This is a genomic window from Clostridium sp. Marseille-P7770 (assembly GCF_902143525.1).
Classification (GTDB): Bacteria; Bacillota; Clostridia; order Lachnospirales; family Lachnospiraceae; genus Pilosibacter.
On sequence record NZ_CABFVC010000001.1, the window covers coordinates 711836 to 731106 of the forward strand.

Annotated in this window: 9 protein-coding genes; 8 read left to right on the forward strand and 1 reads right to left on the reverse strand. The window is 50.4% G+C overall.

Annotated features, from left to right (window positions below; translation table 11 throughout):
* The first annotated feature begins 8 nt into the window (after window positions 1-8).
* The 8 genes from FN001_RS03345 to FN001_RS03380 all read left to right on the forward strand — a co-directional run bounded on the left by FN001_RS03345 (window position 9) and on the right by FN001_RS03380 (window position 18865).
* A complete protein-coding gene (locus FN001_RS03345) occupies window positions 9-476 on the forward strand; it encodes a type II secretion system protein (protein WP_142410782.1) in 468 nt (155 codons plus the stop codon).
* On the forward strand, window positions 473-826 hold the full coding sequence (locus tag FN001_RS03350) for a type II secretion system protein (protein WP_142410783.1): 354 nt from the start codon (window positions 473-475) through the stop codon (window positions 824-826). The genes FN001_RS03345 and FN001_RS03350 overlap by 4 nt, the downstream gene beginning before the upstream one ends.
* Complete coding sequence (locus FN001_RS03355) at window positions 816-1202, forward strand: type II secretion system protein (RefSeq protein WP_142410784.1); 387 nt, start codon at window positions 816-818, stop codon at window positions 1200-1202. Before FN001_RS03350 ends, FN001_RS03355 begins: the two co-directional genes overlap by 11 nt.
* A gap of 90 nt (window positions 1203-1292) precedes the next feature.
* On the forward strand, window positions 1293-2525 hold the full coding sequence (locus FN001_RS03360) for a GspE/PulE family protein (protein ID WP_142410785.1): 1233 nt from the start codon (window positions 1293-1295) through the stop codon (window positions 2523-2525).
* A 421-nt stretch (window positions 2526-2946) separates the two neighbouring features.
* Complete coding sequence (locus FN001_RS03365) at window positions 2947-4011, forward strand: DUF6273 domain-containing protein (RefSeq protein WP_142410786.1); 1065 nt, start codon at window positions 2947-2949, stop codon at window positions 4009-4011.
* Window positions 4012-4023: 12 nt separating this feature from the next.
* On the forward strand, window positions 4024-7719 hold the full coding sequence (locus tag FN001_RS18580) for a peptidase A26 (protein ID WP_279230952.1): 3696 nt from the start codon (window positions 4024-4026) through the stop codon (window positions 7717-7719).
* A gap of 15 nt (window positions 7720-7734) precedes the next feature.
* Window positions 7735-17823 carry a SpaA isopeptide-forming pilin-related protein gene (locus FN001_RS03375; protein ID WP_142410787.1) on the forward strand — a complete coding sequence of 3363 codons (10089 nt, stop codon included), beginning with the start codon at window positions 7735-7737 and terminating at the stop codon, window positions 17821-17823.
* Complete coding sequence (locus tag FN001_RS03380; RefSeq protein ID WP_185911826.1) at window positions 17807-18865, forward strand: hypothetical protein; 1059 nt, start codon at window positions 17807-17809, stop codon at window positions 18863-18865. Before FN001_RS03375 ends, FN001_RS03380 begins: the two co-directional genes overlap by 17 nt.
* Here FN001_RS03380 and FN001_RS03385 read toward each other — a convergent pair.
* On the reverse strand, window positions 18857-19213 hold the full coding sequence (locus FN001_RS03385; protein WP_118298251.1) for an arsenate reductase family protein: 357 nt from the start codon (window positions 19211-19213) through the stop codon (window positions 18857-18859). The genes FN001_RS03380 and FN001_RS03385 overlap by 9 nt on opposite strands.
* Between the last annotated feature and the right edge of the window lie 58 nt (window positions 19214-19271).

The window sequence follows — 19271 nt, forward strand, 5'->3', positions numbered from 1 at the left end:
GAAACCGATTGAAAAAGAACGGACATGAAGGCTTTGTTATGGCAGAAGTTCTGATCACAGTCATGATCGTCATGGTCTTTGGGACTTTACTGTTTTCTTCAGCATCGAGAAGATATGCGCGGGCAGAGCGGAATATCGCGAAAACGGAGGCGAGACTGGCTGCGGAATCGGTCGTGCAGGTGCTGGCAGGGAAGATCCTGAAAGAAGAGTCATCGGAGGTGATCGAAAAACTTGTCTCCAGACACGGTCTTCCGGTGACCGAGGGCGTGGTCTGGGCGGATACGGAGAATGGAGAGTCAGAAAAGATCAGGACTGTCGTGACATCTTTCTGGCGAGAGGATGGCTCTGAACTGGTGCTGCATGCGGAGTGTACGGTGCGGGAGCAGACAGAAAGTGCATCGATCGTTCTCGGGCGGGAACGCCTATCCGTGTATACACCATCCACAGCGGATCGGAAGGAGGAGAACGCGCCATGAAAAAGAGAAAGAAAATACTTTCAGATCACAGCGGAATGACGCTCGTGGAGATATTGACAGCGTTCTTTATTCTGATGCTGGCGTCAAAGGCTGTCGTTTCCTGTATTTCAGGGTATTCCCGCGTGATCGAAAAGAGCCGGGAACTTTCCGCAGCAGGCACAGAAGTGGAACGCCTGACAGGAGATGCGGAATATGCAGCAGCCGCAGAGATCCATCTGGAGATCGGCGGGGAGGAGTTTGTGGAATCCGGATCCTATGTGGAAGAGACAGTGAAAGACAGTGATCGTCCGGTAACCGTTTTTTGGGCGGATCAGGCGGTCATGGAGGAGATTTTTGCAGATGGAGAATAAAAGAGGCGGTTTTACCCTGGTGGAAGTCATGACGGTGATCCTGCTGTTTGGAATGCTGATGCTCCTTATTTTTCCGATGAGGCGGATGATGGTTCGCGTTCTGGAGCGGACAGGGGATCAGGAACATGCGGAAATGATCGGTGATGCCGTTTTCCGGCATGTGACGGACGGATTGCAGACAGGTGCGATCCGGGTCGGGGAGCTGGACGAGCTTTCACTGGATACGTTTTGTGAGGATGATCTCGTGCCGGAAATTTCAGTGGAGGATTCGAGTGAATCCCGCGTATTTATCAGGATCACGGTGTCTGAGGGGGCACGGGTCCTTTATGAGAGATCTGGAAATATTTTTTGTGGGAGCCCCGGACAGCAGCCTTAAATAAGGGATGCCGATGACAAAGAATTGGTTTTTATGCGGTGGCGGTACCGCAGTCCAGACAGTGAAATTTTGAGATAGGGGGAAGTGAAAATGCTGCTTGCATTAGGTGGAGACGGAAGAAATGGAAACAGGGAAGAGAGCGCGGAAAAAACGGAACGGGTTGGAAGAGAGACCGAATCGGCGGTGAAGATCCTGGAAGAACTTCTGATCTTCGGATACCGGAAAAATGCCAGCGATATTCACATGGAACCGTGGGAGGACCGGTTTGTGATCCGGATGAGGATCGATGGAATGATGACGATGGTCCGGGAGTTTGACAAATCCATGTACCAGCCGCTCGTGACGAGAGCGAAGGTCATCAGCGGGATGGATATCGCAAAAAAGAGAGTTCCGCAGGACGGACATTTCCGGGAGACGATCAAAGGGATCCGGCTGGATATGAGAACGAGCGTGATCCCGACGATCTTCGGGGAAAAGATGGTGCTGAGATTTCTGGACAGAAAGACGGAGATCGATCATTGCGGGACATTTGGCATGAATGAAGAAAATTATAAGAAGATGATACAGATCCTGAGGAGTCCGGGCGGGATCCTGTATCTTACCGGACCGACAGGATGCGGAAAGACCACGACATTGTACCTGATCCTGGAATATCTGTTGAGACAGCCGGTAAATATCGTGACGATCGAGGATCCTGTAGAGCGATATCTTCCGGGGATCAGCCAGATCCAGGTGAATGAACAGGCGGGACTTACCTTTGAATCGGGACTCCGCGCGGTTTTGAGACAGGATCCTGATATCATCATGGTCGGCGAGACGAGAGATCCGGAGACTGCGAAGATCAGTGTCCGCGCGGCGATCACCGGTCATCTGGTGCTCTCGACTCTGCACACGAAAAGTGCAGTGGGCGGGATCACAAGAATGGCGGATATGGGCGTGGAGCCATACCTCACGGCGGACAGTCTGTGCGGCATGGCGGCACAGAGACTGGTGAGAAAGGTGTGTCCGCACTGCGCGGAGGCGGTGGAACTCACGGAGGAGGAACAGCGTCTGCTTGGAAGAACGGTGAAAAGTGCAAAACGCGGGCGCGGATGTGAACACTGCCTGAATACAGGATACAGAGGGAGAACTGCGGTCCATGAGATCTTTGTGATGGACCGGGAATTAAAGCGGATGACAGCGGAGAACCGGCCTGCATGGGAGATCGAGGAATATATAGTGAAGACACAGGGAATGCGGACCATGCGGGAAGAGCTGGCAGATCTGGTGTGTGACGGTGTGATCCCGATGGAGGAGTTCCTGCGGACGGTGGAAGTTCGGTAAATACAATATGGAGAAGAAAACGGGATGCGCGCGGCGTGTCCCGTTTTTTCTTAAAAGGAACTTCCGGTGAAATCCAAAGGCACTCCGTGCCAATGGTGCACACTCTTTTTTACATTATCAAATGCCTGTAAACACTGACTTTGCAGGGATTTTTATGAAAACGGATTGGCAAAAATGACGAAAATAGAAAAATATTTTCGTGAAACTGACCAAATAACAGGGGCATGGTTTTACGGATCCGATATGGATTCCGGAAAGGTCCTGTGATATAGTTATGGACAAACAGAGGAATGAACCGTCCGGGACATTCCAGTCAAATCATGACAGATCTTTTTAAAGTCTTAAAAATCTCCGGAAGCAGATGGTGTCTGCTTCATCGAAAAGCCGCCGGCGGCTTTAGCCGGAATATCCAGGAGGAAAAATGAATCGAAGGAAAATGGTAAAGTGGCTTGCTGCTGCAGGTTCTTTTGGCGCACTCGCAGGCTGCAGCGGGGAACTTGTCCCCTATGCGGCGGAGAGACCGATAGAGATCTCGGCAGCGGAGCAGGTGATCCTGCAGGACCGGGAAGCAGGCAGAAGATTCTTTATGGAATCCGTGTCTGCTGCAGACCGGGAAGGAAGACAGGAGATCACAGTGACCGGAAGAGAAAGTGCATTTGATACGCTGGTGATCGCGCAGATGTTTTCGGATGTGATCAATATTTCAAAGACAGATCTGGGAACGAGAAGTGTGAACGGTGAGCTGTTTTCGGACTGCCGGATCGGTTTTGAGTGGCGGGGGCGGGCGCCGGATCCCGGAGAAGAGAAAGTGCCCGGAACAGGAGATCAGTTCGGGGATGAAAAAGACCGGGCGTCCTGGAAGATCGGAGATGTGATCCTGCGGAATGTCGCGGGAAAAGTCTGCAGATTCCGCTGCATTGATGATGATTATCAGGATGGAAGCGGAAACTACGGAAAACGCGCGCTGTTTCTGGCGGAGTGTGTGATCCGGTCTGACGTGGAGAGCACATATGAGGAACGGGTCCTGCTTTCGTTCGGGGAGGATAATAATTATAAGAAATCCCGGGTAAGAAAGTGGCTGGGAGAACAGGAGGAGAATACGGTTCCGGATGCGGACTTTGTATACACGGGAACAGTAACCGCATTTACAGGAAGGACGGAAACCGGAGATTTTGCGCAGACCCGGATGGATGGGCTTCGGAGCTGCCGGCTTTCGTATCAGGACTGCCGGGACCGCTTCTTTCTGCTTTCTCTTGAGGAGGCGTACCGGTACCGGGAGGAGATCTGGAACCCGGAAGGAAAGGGAAGTCCTTACAGCAGGGGATTCTGGCTCCGCACACCGGCTTATGAGACAGACGAGTATGGAAATTTTGTATACGGAAACAGGGAATATGTTGTAGATCTGGAAAACGGATGCCTCAGACAGGCGGATGTGTCGGATAGCGGGATCGGAATCTGTCCGGCGTTCTGTCTGCCGCAGGCATAGAGGGGAGAAAATATGAAAAAGAGCAGAAAAAACAGAGGAAGAAAGAGCCGGATGATGTTAGTGGGATTAGGAGTCTGCATGGCGCTCGGAACACCGGTAAAGGGAATGGCAGTTTTAAGAAGCGTGGAGACGGCGGCGGGGGAAATCGCGACTGCGTCGGATGCGTCCGGGAAGATCGCTGTATTCGCGGCGGACGATGAGATCTGGGGTGGGGATGTAGGTGATATGAGCTTCCTGAGTGGAAGATCCGGAGACGGAAGCAAAGAAAAACCTTACCAGCTCACGACAAAAGAGCATCTGATCGGACTTGCGGTTCTCGCGTCCATGGGAATGGAAATTGGAAGCGGGGAGGGAACGTACCCGGGTAATTATAGAGGTGCCTGGTTTGAACTGGGGAAAAATATCGATCTCAGCGGCATGAACTGGATCCCGATCGGTTTTTACCGAACCGGTGCGGATATGCGGGCGGGAAAAGTGAGTCCGTTTGAAGGTCATTTTGACGGAAATGGGAAGACTGTCTCGAATTTTCGCATGTACCAGCCGTCCTGGGACTTTGGAGGACTGTTCGGAATGGTGGAGAATGCGGAGATCACGGATCTTAAAGTAAAGCCGGGACATGTGATCACAGTGAAGGAAAATGGAGGAATTCTTGCGGGCCGGGCAAAGCATTCGGTGATCCGGAATGTGACGGTAAATGGGACACTGAGGACTACCGGCACCGTTGGCGGAGTGGTTGCGGATGTTCTGGAAGATTCTGTGGTGGAAAACTGTGTTTCCGACCATGTGGCGATCGACGCGGGAAGCGGAAAGGAGATCTTCATTGGCGGAATTGCCGGGCGGGCCTCCGAGTCACTGATCGCGGATTGTGAAGTGAATACCGGGGACAGCCAGAGCTCCAGGATCCAGGGCGGTGGTTATGTTGGCGGAATTGCGGGCTTTCAGAATTCTGCAGATATCTTTAATTCGCATGTGATGGGGACCATCGGCGGAAGCGGTTCCCAGTCTATCGGCGGAATTACCGGAAAATATGCCTCCGGAAAGATCAAAGTGGCGAGATTTGAGGGAACGATCGCGTCCTCCGGGCGCGGAAGTGCGGCGCGGGAGGGAACCTTCATCGGAACGCACGATACTGGGTTCCATTTCCGCTATGGTGCGGAGGCTGGCGCGGACGCAGCGTATCTGTTCGCAGACACGGAGGAAAAGATCGCGGCCGGAGTCTGTGGTTCCGGAGTTTCGGATGATAACCGGTTTTCATATGATGCCCATATCGGATTCTGGAACAAGGGCGATAATTTCTACACATTAGTCCAGGGACAGAATACAAAGAAAGAGGATGAGCTCTATTTCTACGAGGAACTCGAAAATGGAGTCCTCCATGTTGTGGATACGGAGGATGCGGCGAGACAGGGCCTCTATACTCCGGACCATTTCGCGCCAAATTCCGTGGGACGGCCAGTGCGGGGATATCTGCTTTCGGTCCTTCAGGTGGATACGGCAGCAAATTCAAAGAATTTCTACGATGTCGCAGTTCTCACAGCAAAAGGTCCGTCCGCGTACAGTAAAGAATTTCATAAAGCGTACCGGGGTGCAGTGGCGGCCGGGGACACGGTGACAGTCCTCACAGCGCCCAGGAATACGGAGACGGAGAAATTCCAGATGGACGGTGTGCCGACTTATACGGACTTGCTGGGGCGAAGAAGGAAGACGAGCTATCAGACAGGCGGTTCCTACCAGTTTGTGATGCCGGAGCATGACACGGAAGTATCTGCTGTCTATAAGAAGGTGGCTGCAGGCGTGCGGGTGGAGCCTCAGGAATTTGCCTTCAGGGTCACAGAGGAGCGCACCGGCGACCGGATGAAGCCGTCGATCACGACGGAAGTGCGGGACAGCGCGGGAAAACTTTTGGCGAGATATCTGAACGGAAAGCTGGAAACAGGGACAAAGGTCCAGGATGTGAAGATCCAGGCGGTAGTCGATAAGAATAATGATGTCGCTGATGAGGCGGTGAGATGGAGCGTGGACGATGATGAACTGATCCTTTTAAAGAAAAATGATGATGAGGATGAGTCCGGATATACGAAAAAGAGCGCTTCGATCGAGCTGAATCTGAATGCCGGATTTTTTAAGGACATCGTCGGGAAGGCTGAGGCAGAGCAGGCAAAGAAACAGTACCGGTATCCGATCGAGGATACGATTTACGGAAACGGAATTCAGGGTGGACTTGCTGTCCTGACGGCAAAAACGAGACCTGTATCCAGTTTCGAGGAGAAGTCTGTGACGGCAAACTGCAGGATCCCGGTAACCTTCCAGATCAAAGACCGGACGAAGGTCGCGGCGGAAGGAGCATCTCTCAATAAGACGGCTTTAAATTTTACAGTCACCAGAAAACTGACCGGTGACCGGAAAAATCCGCAGGAGACACTCACGGTATCGGCACCGCAGATTCTTTCGGGGACCTTTGCACCGGATTATTTTGACAAAAAAGATATCAATTGGACAGTCGGTGACCATGCGATCATCCAGGTGGATGCCGGTTTTGTGGAAGAAGGGATCGCGGACGGTGATTACCGGAACGCGAAGGTGAGCGCCAAAAAGGATACAAGATGGATCCTGGATCTCATGGAAGCAGATGACGCGGCTCATGCGGAACATATTTATGAAAAACGCACCGGATATGGGACCCGAAGCACGGATGTGATCATGGCAGCAAAGGATGCGCTTGGAAATATCCAGTCGGCAGCCTGCAGTGTGAAAGTGGACTTTGTGACGGATGACCAGACGTTGGTGATGCCTGAGGAGATCAGGGCGGATCAGGATACGCTGACCTTTGCGCTGACACTTACGAAAAGCGGATCAAGATACAACCCGGTACTTAGCTGGGAGGGCGCGGATGCTCAGAAGATCACGGCAGAACTTGTTCCCGCAGCGGCGCTCAAAGGGAATGGAGATGGAAATTTTGTACTTGAATGGAGATCTCGATCCGGAGCTGTGAAAGCGGAAAACGGAGTGATATCGGCAGATACAGGCGCATCCTGGATCACGGAGGCGATGAAGAAATACCCGTATACGGCGGAAACCACGGATGAGATCACGGTGAAGGCAGGAACTATTGAAAAAAAGATCCCGGTAAAATTGACGTTTAAACTTGTAGACCGGACATGGTCAGGAAGTTCCGGAGGACATTCTTCTGGCAGTGGAAGTACGGGAAGTGTATTGAAAAAGCTGCAGAATACAGGAGAACAGCCGAAAGGAAGTATTGCCGGTGAATGGAGAAAAGAAGCAGACGGAAGCTGGCGGTTTGTTTCCGGCGGAAAAACTTATGCCGGTGAATGGGCCTGGATCTACCATCCATACGCAAAAGAAGGTCAGGAAAAAACTTCCTGGTTTCATTTCGCAAGTGACGGCAGGATGCAGACCGGCTGGTTTCTCGACGAAAAGGATGGCAGTTGGTATTACCTCCGGAAGACGAGCGACGGGAATCAGGGAAAAATGCAGACCGGATGGCTGAAAGAGGGAGAAAAATGGTATTACCTTGGACCGACGGGACGAATGACAAAGGGATGGAACTGGATCGACGGAAAATGTTACTATATGGACCAGAAAAACGGACATATGCTGGCGGGCTGTATGACACCGGACGGATATACCGTGGATGATACAGGTGCATGGTGTGTTCACGGGGTTGTGCAGACATTTGGAAAGAAATAATGGCGGGGGATCAGGATGGAAAAGAAGAAAAGAAGGCGATGGATAGCCGGTTTTCTGGCGGTTATCATGACGATCACGGGAGTGGGGATTCCACTCCCGTTCCCGTCCGAGGCATCGGATATATGGCCGCAGAAATCGACGGCACCGTTCTACTGCCTCGATGGAGGAAAAGGATGGAAAAAAGTCGACCGGTATGACATGTATAAATTTGATACGATGCCGTCTCCCCTTACGGAGACGCAGGCGAAACGGCTATTCTGGGCGTATCCGGATAACTGGTCAGCGTTAAAGGACGCGGCAAAAAAATTTGATCCGGGCCTCTATGCGGAAGTTGCCTCCACAACATCGAGTGCCAATATCGTAAAATATGTGAAAGACGATGCCGGAACAAAATTTGCCTGGGTGGCTGACAATCCGGAAATCGAAGATCGCGCGATCGCTGCAATGGAGCAGGCGTCATCGGTCGGACTGGCGGCGGGGAAAGAAGCACCGGACGCGATCCGGGGAGCGACTTCAGAAGATACGGCAGTGCCATTCCAGGTACTGCCTTTTTCCGACGGACCGGGGGCACTGGATACAGAATTTGTGCTCGGAAAGGAGTTTATCCGCGATATTGCAAAGATCGAACCTCAGAGTGTCTGGGACAATGGATCAACCGGGGGAAATGTGGGCTGGCTGGATGCCTCCCAGGATAAAAATATTGCAAAATCTGTGATGGGTACAAATCTGTATGAGGTGACCTGGAGCGGAGACGCGATCCGCATCCATAATAACGGCTCGGCGACTGCAAATGAAAATGCGGTCGGCAGCAGTATGACGGATGAAGAAAAATATAATAAGACTACGGTTCGTTATAAGATCACGATGCGAGGTAATTCCGGCTGGTACACGGAAGGCAGCTGGAATCCGGAATATCTCCGGGAATGGATGGATTTTAAGGTCTGTATCAATGCACCGGAACACCAGAGACTCTACAAAGCAGATATGAGGATCATTCCGTCGGATATGGTATTTTATCTTGTGATCAGCCAGGACGGAGGAGAAAAAGACGAAAGGCAGGAATACGGAGCAGAGACGCCGACACTGGAATTTCAGATCTATCGCCATAAAGAGACTTTTTCGGCGGATTACAATGTCAGACTCGTAAAACATGATGATGAGACGGGAATGCCGTTAAAGGGAAGCCAGTTCTATCTGTATGAAAGATTTGAGGATCAGGATAAGATCTCAAAGGCGGATGGAGAGGGAAAACTTGCGGAAAAAAATTTAAGTTTTCGTCCATGGAGAGACTTCCAGGTGTTTTCTGAAGGAACCACGAATGAAAAGGGTGAAATTACTTATCGCGATACCAGAAAATATGCCTATGAAAAGACATATTGCGACGGACATGCCGCTCCATCCTGGGCAAATATGCCTGAAGAACAGGGAAAAGGTGATGGGAAAAGCGATGCCTATGAGGAGGCGGCAGAACAGACGCGGGACAATAACCGGGCGGCGGCAAAACAGTGGCTGGAGTTAGCAGAGGCCTGCGAGGCAGAGGCGGACGGCGGATGCCACTTCCACTGGCTTGCAGATGAGAGTGTCTATGACGAAGTGAAGGAGGTATTGGAGAGCGGAGAAGCAGACGGAAGAAGCCGGGAAGGCGCCGGGATGATGCGAAAGAACCGTGCCGCGTCTCAGGATGCATTTGAAGGATCCGGCTGTAAAGCAGATTGTGAAGAGACTTACCGGAAATTTATCGGACTGCGTTTTACTTATACCTGGAAAGAAATCCAGGCGAGAAGTGGGTATATACTCCATGATCTGCATCAGGATGATATTCCGGTGGAGATGATCATGACGGATTCTTCCGAGGCAGGAGCGAATGCGGAGAAGGTGTCCGGAAGCAGCCGCGAGATCGCGGAAAACATCTGGTATTCGGGAAATGGAAGTATGGGTGAGAATAGTGTTTCAGAAAGAAAAATACCGATGGTGAAAAGCACGATGGGAAATGTTCTGAGGAGAACTGCTTCCGACTCAGAAGCTGCGGCTGTCAGGGCGACGGAGTCCAATGCGGAAAAGAAAAGTATTTTCCGGATGCTTTATGACTTGTTCCGGGGAAAAGATCAGGATGAGGAAGAGGAAAATGGAGGATCAGACGGTTGGGGTGAGTTTGAAGGTGTTGGAGATTTTGCGGATATCCTGGCAGATGCAGAGGAAGATGGGATCCGGCATCTGAATACCGGGGATCCCGGAAAATATTCGCATTGTAACGGAGCGGAAAACTGTGGGGATGCATGGCATGTCTATGACCACCGGACGGAAGGACGGATCCATATTACAAAAAAAGATCTGGACCTTTTCCGGGGAGAATCTGATAAGTATTCATCCTACGGGGATACAGAAGGGGACGGAACACTTCAGGGGGCTGTTTACGGTCTTTTCGCGGCGGAAGACATTATCCATCCGGACGCAGAAGTAGCGGGAAACGGGACCCTGACAAATACAGGGATCGTCTACAGGAAGAATGATCTTGTGGCTGCGGCATCGACAGATCAGGACGGAAATGCAGATTTCCTGTGTTATACCGTAAAACCGGGGATGGAATACGATTACGGGGAAGGGAAGATCAGCAAAAGAAATGATATTTCCTGGAACGGACCGGAAAATCTTTATCAGAAGAATACAGAAAAGAACGGAAACTGCTGGATCGGACGCCCGCTGATCCTTGGAAAATATTATATAAAGGAGCTCTCAAGAAGCGAGGGATATGAACTTTCTGTAAATGGAATGGAGCAGCAGATTACAAACCGGGGAAGCGGATATGATGTGCCGGATTCTGTGACAGATGCCAATGGAACTGCGGTGGTTACGATGCCGGAGCTTGCGGCTGCGATGGAAGGCGATGATGGAAGCGGAAAAGGATACGATGAACTTGCATTTACGGTGAGTTCATCGGGAACTGCCGGGGAAAACGGAGATGGAGGATATGAGATCCTCGCCTGCGGCTTCCCGGAAGGGACAAAGTTTTATCGTGTCGATGCAGGAGAAGAGCTGGTCACAGGACCTCATGTGACGGGAACAGAGATCGTGATCGTGAAAGATGCGGCAGGAAGAACGATATGGAAGCAGGCGGAAAGCGATTCCAGTGACCTTCTCTATCAGCCGGAACGTAACGCAGCGGGAAAGATCACCGGGCAGGAACCGGTGATCCGAATGGAACCGCAGATTTTAAAGGTGGAGCAGATCCCGGAGAAAATACCGATGCGCCTTGAAAATCTGTCTGTCGATGAGGACGATGAACGTTTTCAGGCAAAACTGGAGGAATGTGATCTTTCAGACGAAACAGCAGACGCGTTTCTCTTTTTGAAAGCGCAGACGGAGGAAATCCTCGGAAAGAACGGATATGATGTCCCGGTTACTGCAGGAGGGATCCGTTCTATGGAAACTGCACCGATTTACAACCGGGGAGTGAAAAAAGGTCAGAAAGATGTCTGGGGTATGACGACGGAACCAGGAGAAACAGCGAAAAAAACAGTATATGGGGCAGCAGTACAGGAAATCGCTGTCACATGCAAAAAGAATGACAGTATCCTGGATCTCATGCAGAATATTTTCACCTGGTATCAGGAACATCCCCAGTGGAATTTTGGTGGGATCGACATGATCAGAAGAGAAGGAGACCACTATCAGATCACCCTGTACGCCGGGGCATCCTCGATCGGGAATCGAAGATTTTTCACATCGAAAACGGAAAATGGAAGGAAAACGGTGGACTGCGTGTATGCCGTATACGAGGATCCGGTAAATCTTCGCTGGGTCTACCAGGAATATAAAAACAGTGGAAAGTATCGGTTTCAGGTGGACAGACAGTACATGCTCGGGAACGGCAGAGGCAGAAGATATTATCTTGACGCGACACTGACCCCGGTCATGATGCCGGGAACGGATGGAAAACTGACGGAGATCATGCATCAGGTCATGGTTTACCATAAAAAAGGGGAAAACGTGATCGATTACCTGTCTGGAGATCCAGCACATGGATACCGCGTTCCACTTACAAAGACGGAAGATAAGATCGAGATCACGACAGAAAAAGAAGTCGTGGAAAAAGACGTGGAACTTCCGGATGTGGTGAGAGAGGAAAAAAACGGTGTATACAGGATCCATATAAAGACCGCGGGAAAGGATTCTTTTGGAAAAGAATTCAATGATAAAAAGACGAGTCTTACTTTAAACTTTACTGCAAAACTTCCGGAAAAAAGCCATGTTCTGACGGAAAAAGAGATCCGGATGCTTGGAAATGCGAATGTCCGGGGATATCGGGCGGGGGACCGGATCGGCTATGCAGAATACCTTGTAAGGTTTTCGGGTGCAGCTCTTGCAGCGTCTGTTTCGAAGAACCGGGATCTTTCCGATACCTATATTATCGCAAAGCGGCTGATCTATCGCAGGCAGGATAAGATCAGCGAGGACGGGGATACGGGACTGACACCGGCAATTGTTCTTGAGCGGCCTGTGAAACAGAAAATACGCGTGGAAAAAAAGACGGACGACGGAGAAAATATCGGGAATTTCCGCTTTAAGATCTACCTAAAGTCCAATCTGGAACGAATTTTCTGTACAAAAGACGGAGAGATTTCCTGGGAAGATAAAAACGGAAATCCGGTGCAGATCGAAGAATACCGGGAACATTTTCCAGAGCTGGTGCAGAAGATCTATACGAGAAAGGAAATCCGACAGGTACTGGAGACGGTGGAGCGGAGGAAAGATTCTGACCAGGGTGAAGGAACGATTCACGAGTATAACTATGAAAAGTTCTTCGCGGCTATCCGAACGGCGGATACAGATCGCTGGAAGAGAAAGGGAAAACTGTGGAATACGTCATTTAAACCATTTGCGTCCAGCCTTATCAGCGGAAAGAAAAATGAGATCAATACTTCAGAATATGCGAAAGAAAACGCAAAGCGCTCGGATGCGGTCCGGCAGTTCGCCATCGACTGGTATCTGAAAGAGGAGATGGAAAATCTGCAGTATGGGGCGAGCGCATATCCGGATGAGCAGTATGATCATGCTCTTTTTTTGGCGATCCAAAAGGCGGAGGAGTATCTGCAGCCATTTTTCCGATATGATCTTGGAAAGATCTACGCGATCGCATGGGACAGCGAGGAGGACGGTGGTTCTGACGGAGATCAGACAACTCTGACCGTTCAAAAGAAAAATGGGGAGACAAAGGAAGAGGCAGCTGCGGCAGTTTCTGAATATCTCCCATACGGAGAGTATGTGATCGCAGAGGAACAGCCATATGCACCTGAATTACTGGACTTTAAGAACAGGCATTATGAGATCGATGCGCCGAAGGAGATCTTCCTTCCGGAGGCAGCAGGACAGTCCGGGGATGATCAGAGAGAAAACTATATTTATAAGAGAGCGGATTCCCCATGGGATCTTGCGAGAAAGTACCTGATCCGCTTCAATGAGGAGTGGGACAAAAATCAGCAGCAGGAGCTGCGGGAGTATGTGATCAGTGCCCACAGCAATGACGGGGATTTTGAAGTTTATCCATATGGCCTCTCAGAAAAAGCAAAAACCGGCCATTATGAACCTTATGGAAACGGGAAGGTGGGGCGATATTATCACTATCGGTCAGACAGCGAATACGGAGCGAAAACGGATGGAAAGGAGACGATGACAGGGGTAAAAACAGCTCGTGACGGAGAATATGCGCCGATGCTGGTTCCATGGAGCATTGTAGATCCGAATGAGCAGAAAGATGACAAGAGCTGGACAGGATATGGAGAAAAATCATTTCTGGACCGGAAATATTATGCTGATGTGAGAATTGAAAAGCTTGATGCGGAAACAGGGGAACCGATCCTTTACGATGACGCAGTATTCGGGATCTACCGTGCAGAGAGAAATGCGGCAGAGAATGGTGATGGAGCTGTAACGTGTTACACGGCTGATACGATGATCCTGGGAAGCAGATATTTTCTGGAGGCGATGGGAGCGAAGGAGATCCGGCCGTTTGCGCGGAAAGCGCCTGGAGCCGGAGAACTCTTTTACGGAACGGTTCCTGCGGGAACGCCGGTCTGTCATGAGGAAGATCTTGTAAGCTTTACGGACAGAGATGGACTGCAGACGGGAACGCTCCTGGCGATCCCAACAATCCGGGATATTGCGGAAAAGGGGATTCTTCAGGCAACAGGTTACGCGAAAACGCCAAATCCTCTTCCGGCAGGAGTCTATGTGCTGGCAGAGATAAAGGCGCCGTCTGGATATGTACGTTCAGGACCTGTGGCGGTGGAAATCTACAGTGACAGGATCCTGTATTCCGGTGGCTGGACGGAAGAGAAAACGGCAGCATCCGTTTATGGATATGAGCAGGATCTGAAGGGGATCCATCCGGAGAATGTCACGGATACAGCCAGAATCTACGCGGAAAATACCGCAACAATTCTGGAAGTTTCAAAAACAAAGACAATAGATACAACTCGTGGAATGAAGGTATCAGGCCGTGTGGAAGGTACGATCTCTGAACTTCGCGCACAGTATGGACTAGAGAATCTCGACCTTGCCTATGATCATGCAGGGATATACCAGGGATTTGGCTGGAAGAAAGGGACACTGGAGATACTGGAAGAGCGGAAACATGCCGGAGAGAGGGTGGAGCTCGTTTATGAGAATGGTGTCTTTCAGGGATACGGCTATGTGACAAAAAGGCTTGAAACGGCAGATCATGAGAACCCATATGTAACCGGAGCGAAACTTGCGCTTTATGACGCGATCCGGGTAGAAACGACCGGAGATTCCGAGGACTACGCATTTGAAGGTGTGGAGGTCACAAGGGACAGAAACGGAAATGTGACAGATATTGTCGTAAAGGAGGGATATGCAGGAGAAAAACAGGAATTCTCTCGTGAACCAGGATCGGAAGATGATACCCGGGACGAAGGAATCTGGAAACTCAGGACCGTGAAGAGACCGGATACCCCGGTCCTGCTCTACGATCTCGGGAATCTTGATGTGATAACGAAAGGAAAAGATGGAACTCTTTACGGCTATGACCGGGAAGGGCGGCGGCAGAAGATTACCTTTGATACGAGATCGATCTACGCGCTGAAAAATGGAAAACCTGTATTTGAAGTATCTGGAGGCGATTTCTCAAAACTTGTATATGATCGGAAGTCGAAGGCGTTTACCTCGATGGATCCGGAGACTACGCTGTTTCATCTTGACTCATTCCTGTGCAGGGACGCGGAAACAGATCCCTATACGGGACTGGCATATGTGAGGAAGATGGAGATTGGAAGGTATGGAAGGGAACGACCGGTCTTTTACGTGTGGCCGGTGGTAAAAGAGACGGATTCATCAGGGAATCTGATCGGAAGACGGAAAATATTGACCGGAAGACCGGCAGAAATCGCAGAAGAAACTGAGAATGCCTATATTACTGGGACATGGAACCCGAAAACAGGCCGTTTCGAAAAAAAGATGGAACCAGTTCTCGATGAGTTTGGACTGGTAAAATATTATCCGGAAAGCGGCGCAGTGTACAAGAAAGGAGAATCGGTCTATGACCGGGATGGGGATTATGTGACATACCGGTATGAAGATCTTCTGGAAATGGAGAACCGTGCGGCATACCACTTGAACAGGAGAGAGGATCTTCTTGATGTAGGGGATCCGGAGGATGAGGCGGATGATGTACCTTTAAAACACAGAAAGGGAGAGGTATGGATCATTCCGAATGTATGGGTTAGCGGTGAGAAAACGATCCAGGACGGCAGCACGGATGAGGAGACGGATGGACAGCCGGATCTTTTAAGACGTGTGATCCCGGGAAGCTACATTCTTGAGGAACTGGAGGCGCCGGATGGGTATGTGCGTGCGCTTCCGGCAGCAGTGGAGGTGAATGAGACAAAAGAAATCCAGAGAGTCGTCCTGTCAGATGAGAAGACGAAGGTGGAGATTGCAAAGACAGACGGGACAGAAAGCTATGTTCAGAATATCGAAAACCGGACGGACAGCCAGAATAAAGAAAACGGGACGGAGATCCGCGGATCATACGGTCAGAAGTTTGTCAAAGGAGCAAAACTTGCGCTCTTTAAAGCGAAGCGTGTGAATTCTGCGGATCATGAGAAATACCCCAAAGGATACTACCTTGTGAAGGCAGAAGAGACGCCTGCTGTGTGGAGCTCAGAAGACCCGTTGGACAATCACAAAGTTCCGGTGACGGCGTTGTGGATCACGGATGGAAAACCAAAGTATTTTGAGGGAATTCCGTTGGGAAACTATATCCTGGAGGAGCTGGAGACTCCGCCCGGTTATCTTCCTGCTTCGATGGAGATCACAGTGGAAGAGACAAAAGAGCTGCAGAGCTTTGTCCTGAAGGATGACCATACAAAACTGGAGATCCTTAAGTTTGAGAGAAATACGTCCGGCGAGAAAGAAGCGCTGTCCTGGCCGGCGTCTCCCGAATTTGTTCTCTGTGAAGCGGATCTTGATGAAAACGGGGAGGTGAAGATGGAGAACGGTACTTATGGGTACCGGAAAGACCGGATCGCAGACAGTTGGAAGGCAGATAACCTGTCAGAGTACCTTCCGGCGGTCCCGGAGGCGTATGAAAAGATGTTTGGCGAGTATGGAAATGGATTTGAACAGTTTTCATGGAGAAAAGAAATCACGGGACGAGTGATCTCCGGAGAGGCCAGACTGCTGGAGAATAAAGAAACAGAGGATCAGGGGATCATCCTGCAGCTCTGGGAGCTATCGGATGGAAGCAGAATGCAGGTTTCTGTATCCGCAAATGGAAATCCGGAAAAATTAACGCAGAATGGTCAGCCGTCACCGGCATTTGAGTATCAGTTCCGTTACCGTTCCGGATTTTCCGGCAGCTTCCCGGAAGTGACCAGCTACGATACAAGAGGCGGTCTGCATCGGATCGACCGGCTTCCGGAAGGAAAATATGTGCTTCTGGAGAGTAAGGTTCCGGATGGATATCAGGGAGCAGATCCGATGCTGATCACAGTGGATCAGTCCGGAACCGTTATCCGTTATGAAGTGGAAAATAAACGGAAACCGGAGGAACGGGCAGCATTTGGGCGCATCAGGATCAGGAAGACGGATGCGGATGATAAAGATCTGCGGCTTTCCGGTGCCTGGTTTGAAGCTGTCTGTGTACAGACAGGGGAGAAAACTGTGTTTGCGACTGGTGAAGATGGGATCGCGTTATCGCCGGAACTTTCAATCGGATATCTGGATCATGGAGCCTGGATCATGTATGAATATACAGTTCGGGAGCTCATGCCGCCTCCGGGATACGGACGCTGTGAAGAAACCTTTTCGGTCGTGTTTGACAGGGAAAAAGAGGATCTGATCCAGCTGTATGAACTTTCTGTCGAAAATAAAACGACAAGAGCTGGATTCAGTAAACTGGATCTCACGACAGGGGAAGAACTTCCGGGAGCTTCCCTGGAGTTAAAAACTTCTGATGGAAGGCTTGTTGATTCCTGGATATCCGGGAAGACTCCGCATCTTGTAGAAGGAAAGCTGACGGCAGGTGAGAACTATATTCTGACAGAAATATCCGCTCCTGACGGGTACGAGCTCGCGGAATCCATTTCCTTTACAGTGCCGGAGAACGGAAATTTCGTGAAGATCGAGATGACGGATCGAAGAAAGCCGCCGGAGAAATCGGAAACACCGACGGAGCCGGAACAGCCGACAGAACCCGATATCCCGACTTTTCCGGAAACACCGACGGAACCGGAAATGCCGGAGACGCCGGAAACACCAACGGAGCCGGAACGTCCGACGCCATCTGTTCCTGGTGAGAAGCCAAAGAAACCGGTGGAAGCGGAGTGGACAGAGCCTGAGACAGAACCGGAACGGAAAAAAACATATGGGACGATCACGGTACGCTATGAACGGGAATTTTCAGGCAGCGGAAAGGGGCACGTCCACCAAAAAGGCAGGACAGATCTCAGAACCCCGGAAACGGGAGATACGGGAAGACCAGAGCTTGCAGTAACCGGTCTGTTTGTCGGATTCCTTGGACTCTGGTATCTTCACATAAAAAAGGAGAGAGAAGAAAGGAACAATGAACATGAGGATGAAAAATGATGGAAGCCGGAAAATCCGGCTTCCGGTCAGAAAAATATTCGGATTTTTAGGAATGGAGGCAGTTCTCTTATGTGTATCTTTTTTCATGCCTGCATTCGCGGAAAAATTGCCGTCAGAGGAAAGAAAGCTGCAGGTGGAAGAAACTCTGTCCGGAGAAGAGACATCGCCTGCGGAGAAAAAAAGAGAAGAAAAAGAGACTCTGACGTATGAAAGCCCCATATTTACGGGTGGGGGAGAGGAATTTCTACCGGAAGAGACAAGGACCGAGGGCGAAAAAGAATACCGTCTGGTATCAACGCGAATCCGAAACGCAAAGAAAACAGGAGAAATGACGTATGCCCAGGTGACAATCCCATATGATCTGGAAGGAGATGATACAGTGCCGGAGACAGCTGATGTTCCCCTGATCGATGAGGAGTCCGGCACAGAGTTTGAGCGGGAGCTTTCTCTTGTGGATGTGGAAGAAATATCGAGAGAATGGTCAGATACCTTTTCTTTTTCGGTCACGGTTTCCGGGTATGGAGCAGACTCATTTTATCTGGGAGATATGGAGATCCCCGGGAATGCGGATCTTGCTGACTACGGAGAAAAACTTCTGGATCTCGCCGGACTGTCCCGGGAGTATTACCGGGTAGACCGCGTGGAGTGGGACGGAGAACCTTATGAAGATGGGGAGGTGATATGCAGAAACGCAGCCGCAGTTGGAAGCAAACTGGTCCGAAACGTAAAAGCGAAGTACGGCGGTCAGATCCGGACACCGGATCTGGAAGGAAAGCAGTATATTGGAATTTATGAGGAAGTTCTCCCGGAAACGGAAGATGAGACAGGGATCGAACCAGAGCCGGAGATCATGAGCCAGCCGGAAACGATCCCGGATACTTCCGAAGAAACTGTACAGGCAAGTCTCGCAGAGCGGATCATTGAATGGCTGGAGAGCCATATCACGACGATAACGGTGAGTTTTGTAAGTGTACTTTTACTGGCAGCGGGAATCTGGCTGTTTGTGAAAAGCGGAAAAAAGCCAGGGCGTCAGTCACCCTAGCTTTTCCTGCCAGTCTTTTTCCTTAAAACCGGTGAGAACAAAGGAGTCACCGATCACTAACGGACGTTTTACGAGCATGCCGTCAGTTGCCAGAAGGGCAATCTGTTCTTCCTCGCTCATAGTCGGGAGTTTATCTTTCAGTCCCATGGATTTATAGAGAAGTCCGCTGGTGTTAAAGAATTTTTTTAACGGAAGTCCGCTCATTTTGTACCATTCTGTCAGTTCTGCCACACTGGGATTATTTTCCTTGATATGGCGGCTGGTATAAGATACCTGGTGCTCATCGAGCCAGCGCTTTGCCTTTTGACAGGTGGAACACGGCGGATATTCGAGAAAAAGAATATTCATAGTGAAAAACACCTCCATGTGCTTAGTATAATGGATTTTTCCGGAGAATACAATGAAA

Coding starts and splice junctions, on each gene's coding strand:
- FN001_RS03365 (WP_142410786.1), top strand. CDS start 2,947: ATGAATCGAAGGAAAATGGTAAAGTGGCTTGCTGCTGCAGGTTCTTTT.
- FN001_RS03380 (WP_185911826.1), top strand. CDS start 17,807: ATGAGGATGAAAAATGATGGAAGCCGGAAAATCCGGCTTCCGGTCAGA.
- FN001_RS18580 (WP_279230952.1), top strand. CDS start 4,024: ATGAAAAAGAGCAGAAAAAACAGAGGAAGAAAGAGCCGGATGATGTTA.
- FN001_RS03385 (WP_118298251.1), bottom strand. CDS start 19,213: ATGAATATTCTTTTTCTCGAATATCCGCCGTGTTCCACCTGTCAAAAG.
- FN001_RS03360 (WP_142410785.1), top strand. CDS start 1,293: ATGCTGCTTGCATTAGGTGGAGACGGAAGAAATGGAAACAGGGAAGAG.
- FN001_RS03355 (WP_142410784.1), top strand. CDS start 816: ATGGAGAATAAAAGAGGCGGTTTTACCCTGGTGGAAGTCATGACGGTG.
- FN001_RS03375 (WP_142410787.1), top strand. CDS start 7,735: ATGGAAAAGAAGAAAAGAAGGCGATGGATAGCCGGTTTTCTGGCGGTT.
- FN001_RS03350 (WP_142410783.1), top strand. CDS start 473: ATGAAAAAGAGAAAGAAAATACTTTCAGATCACAGCGGAATGACGCTC.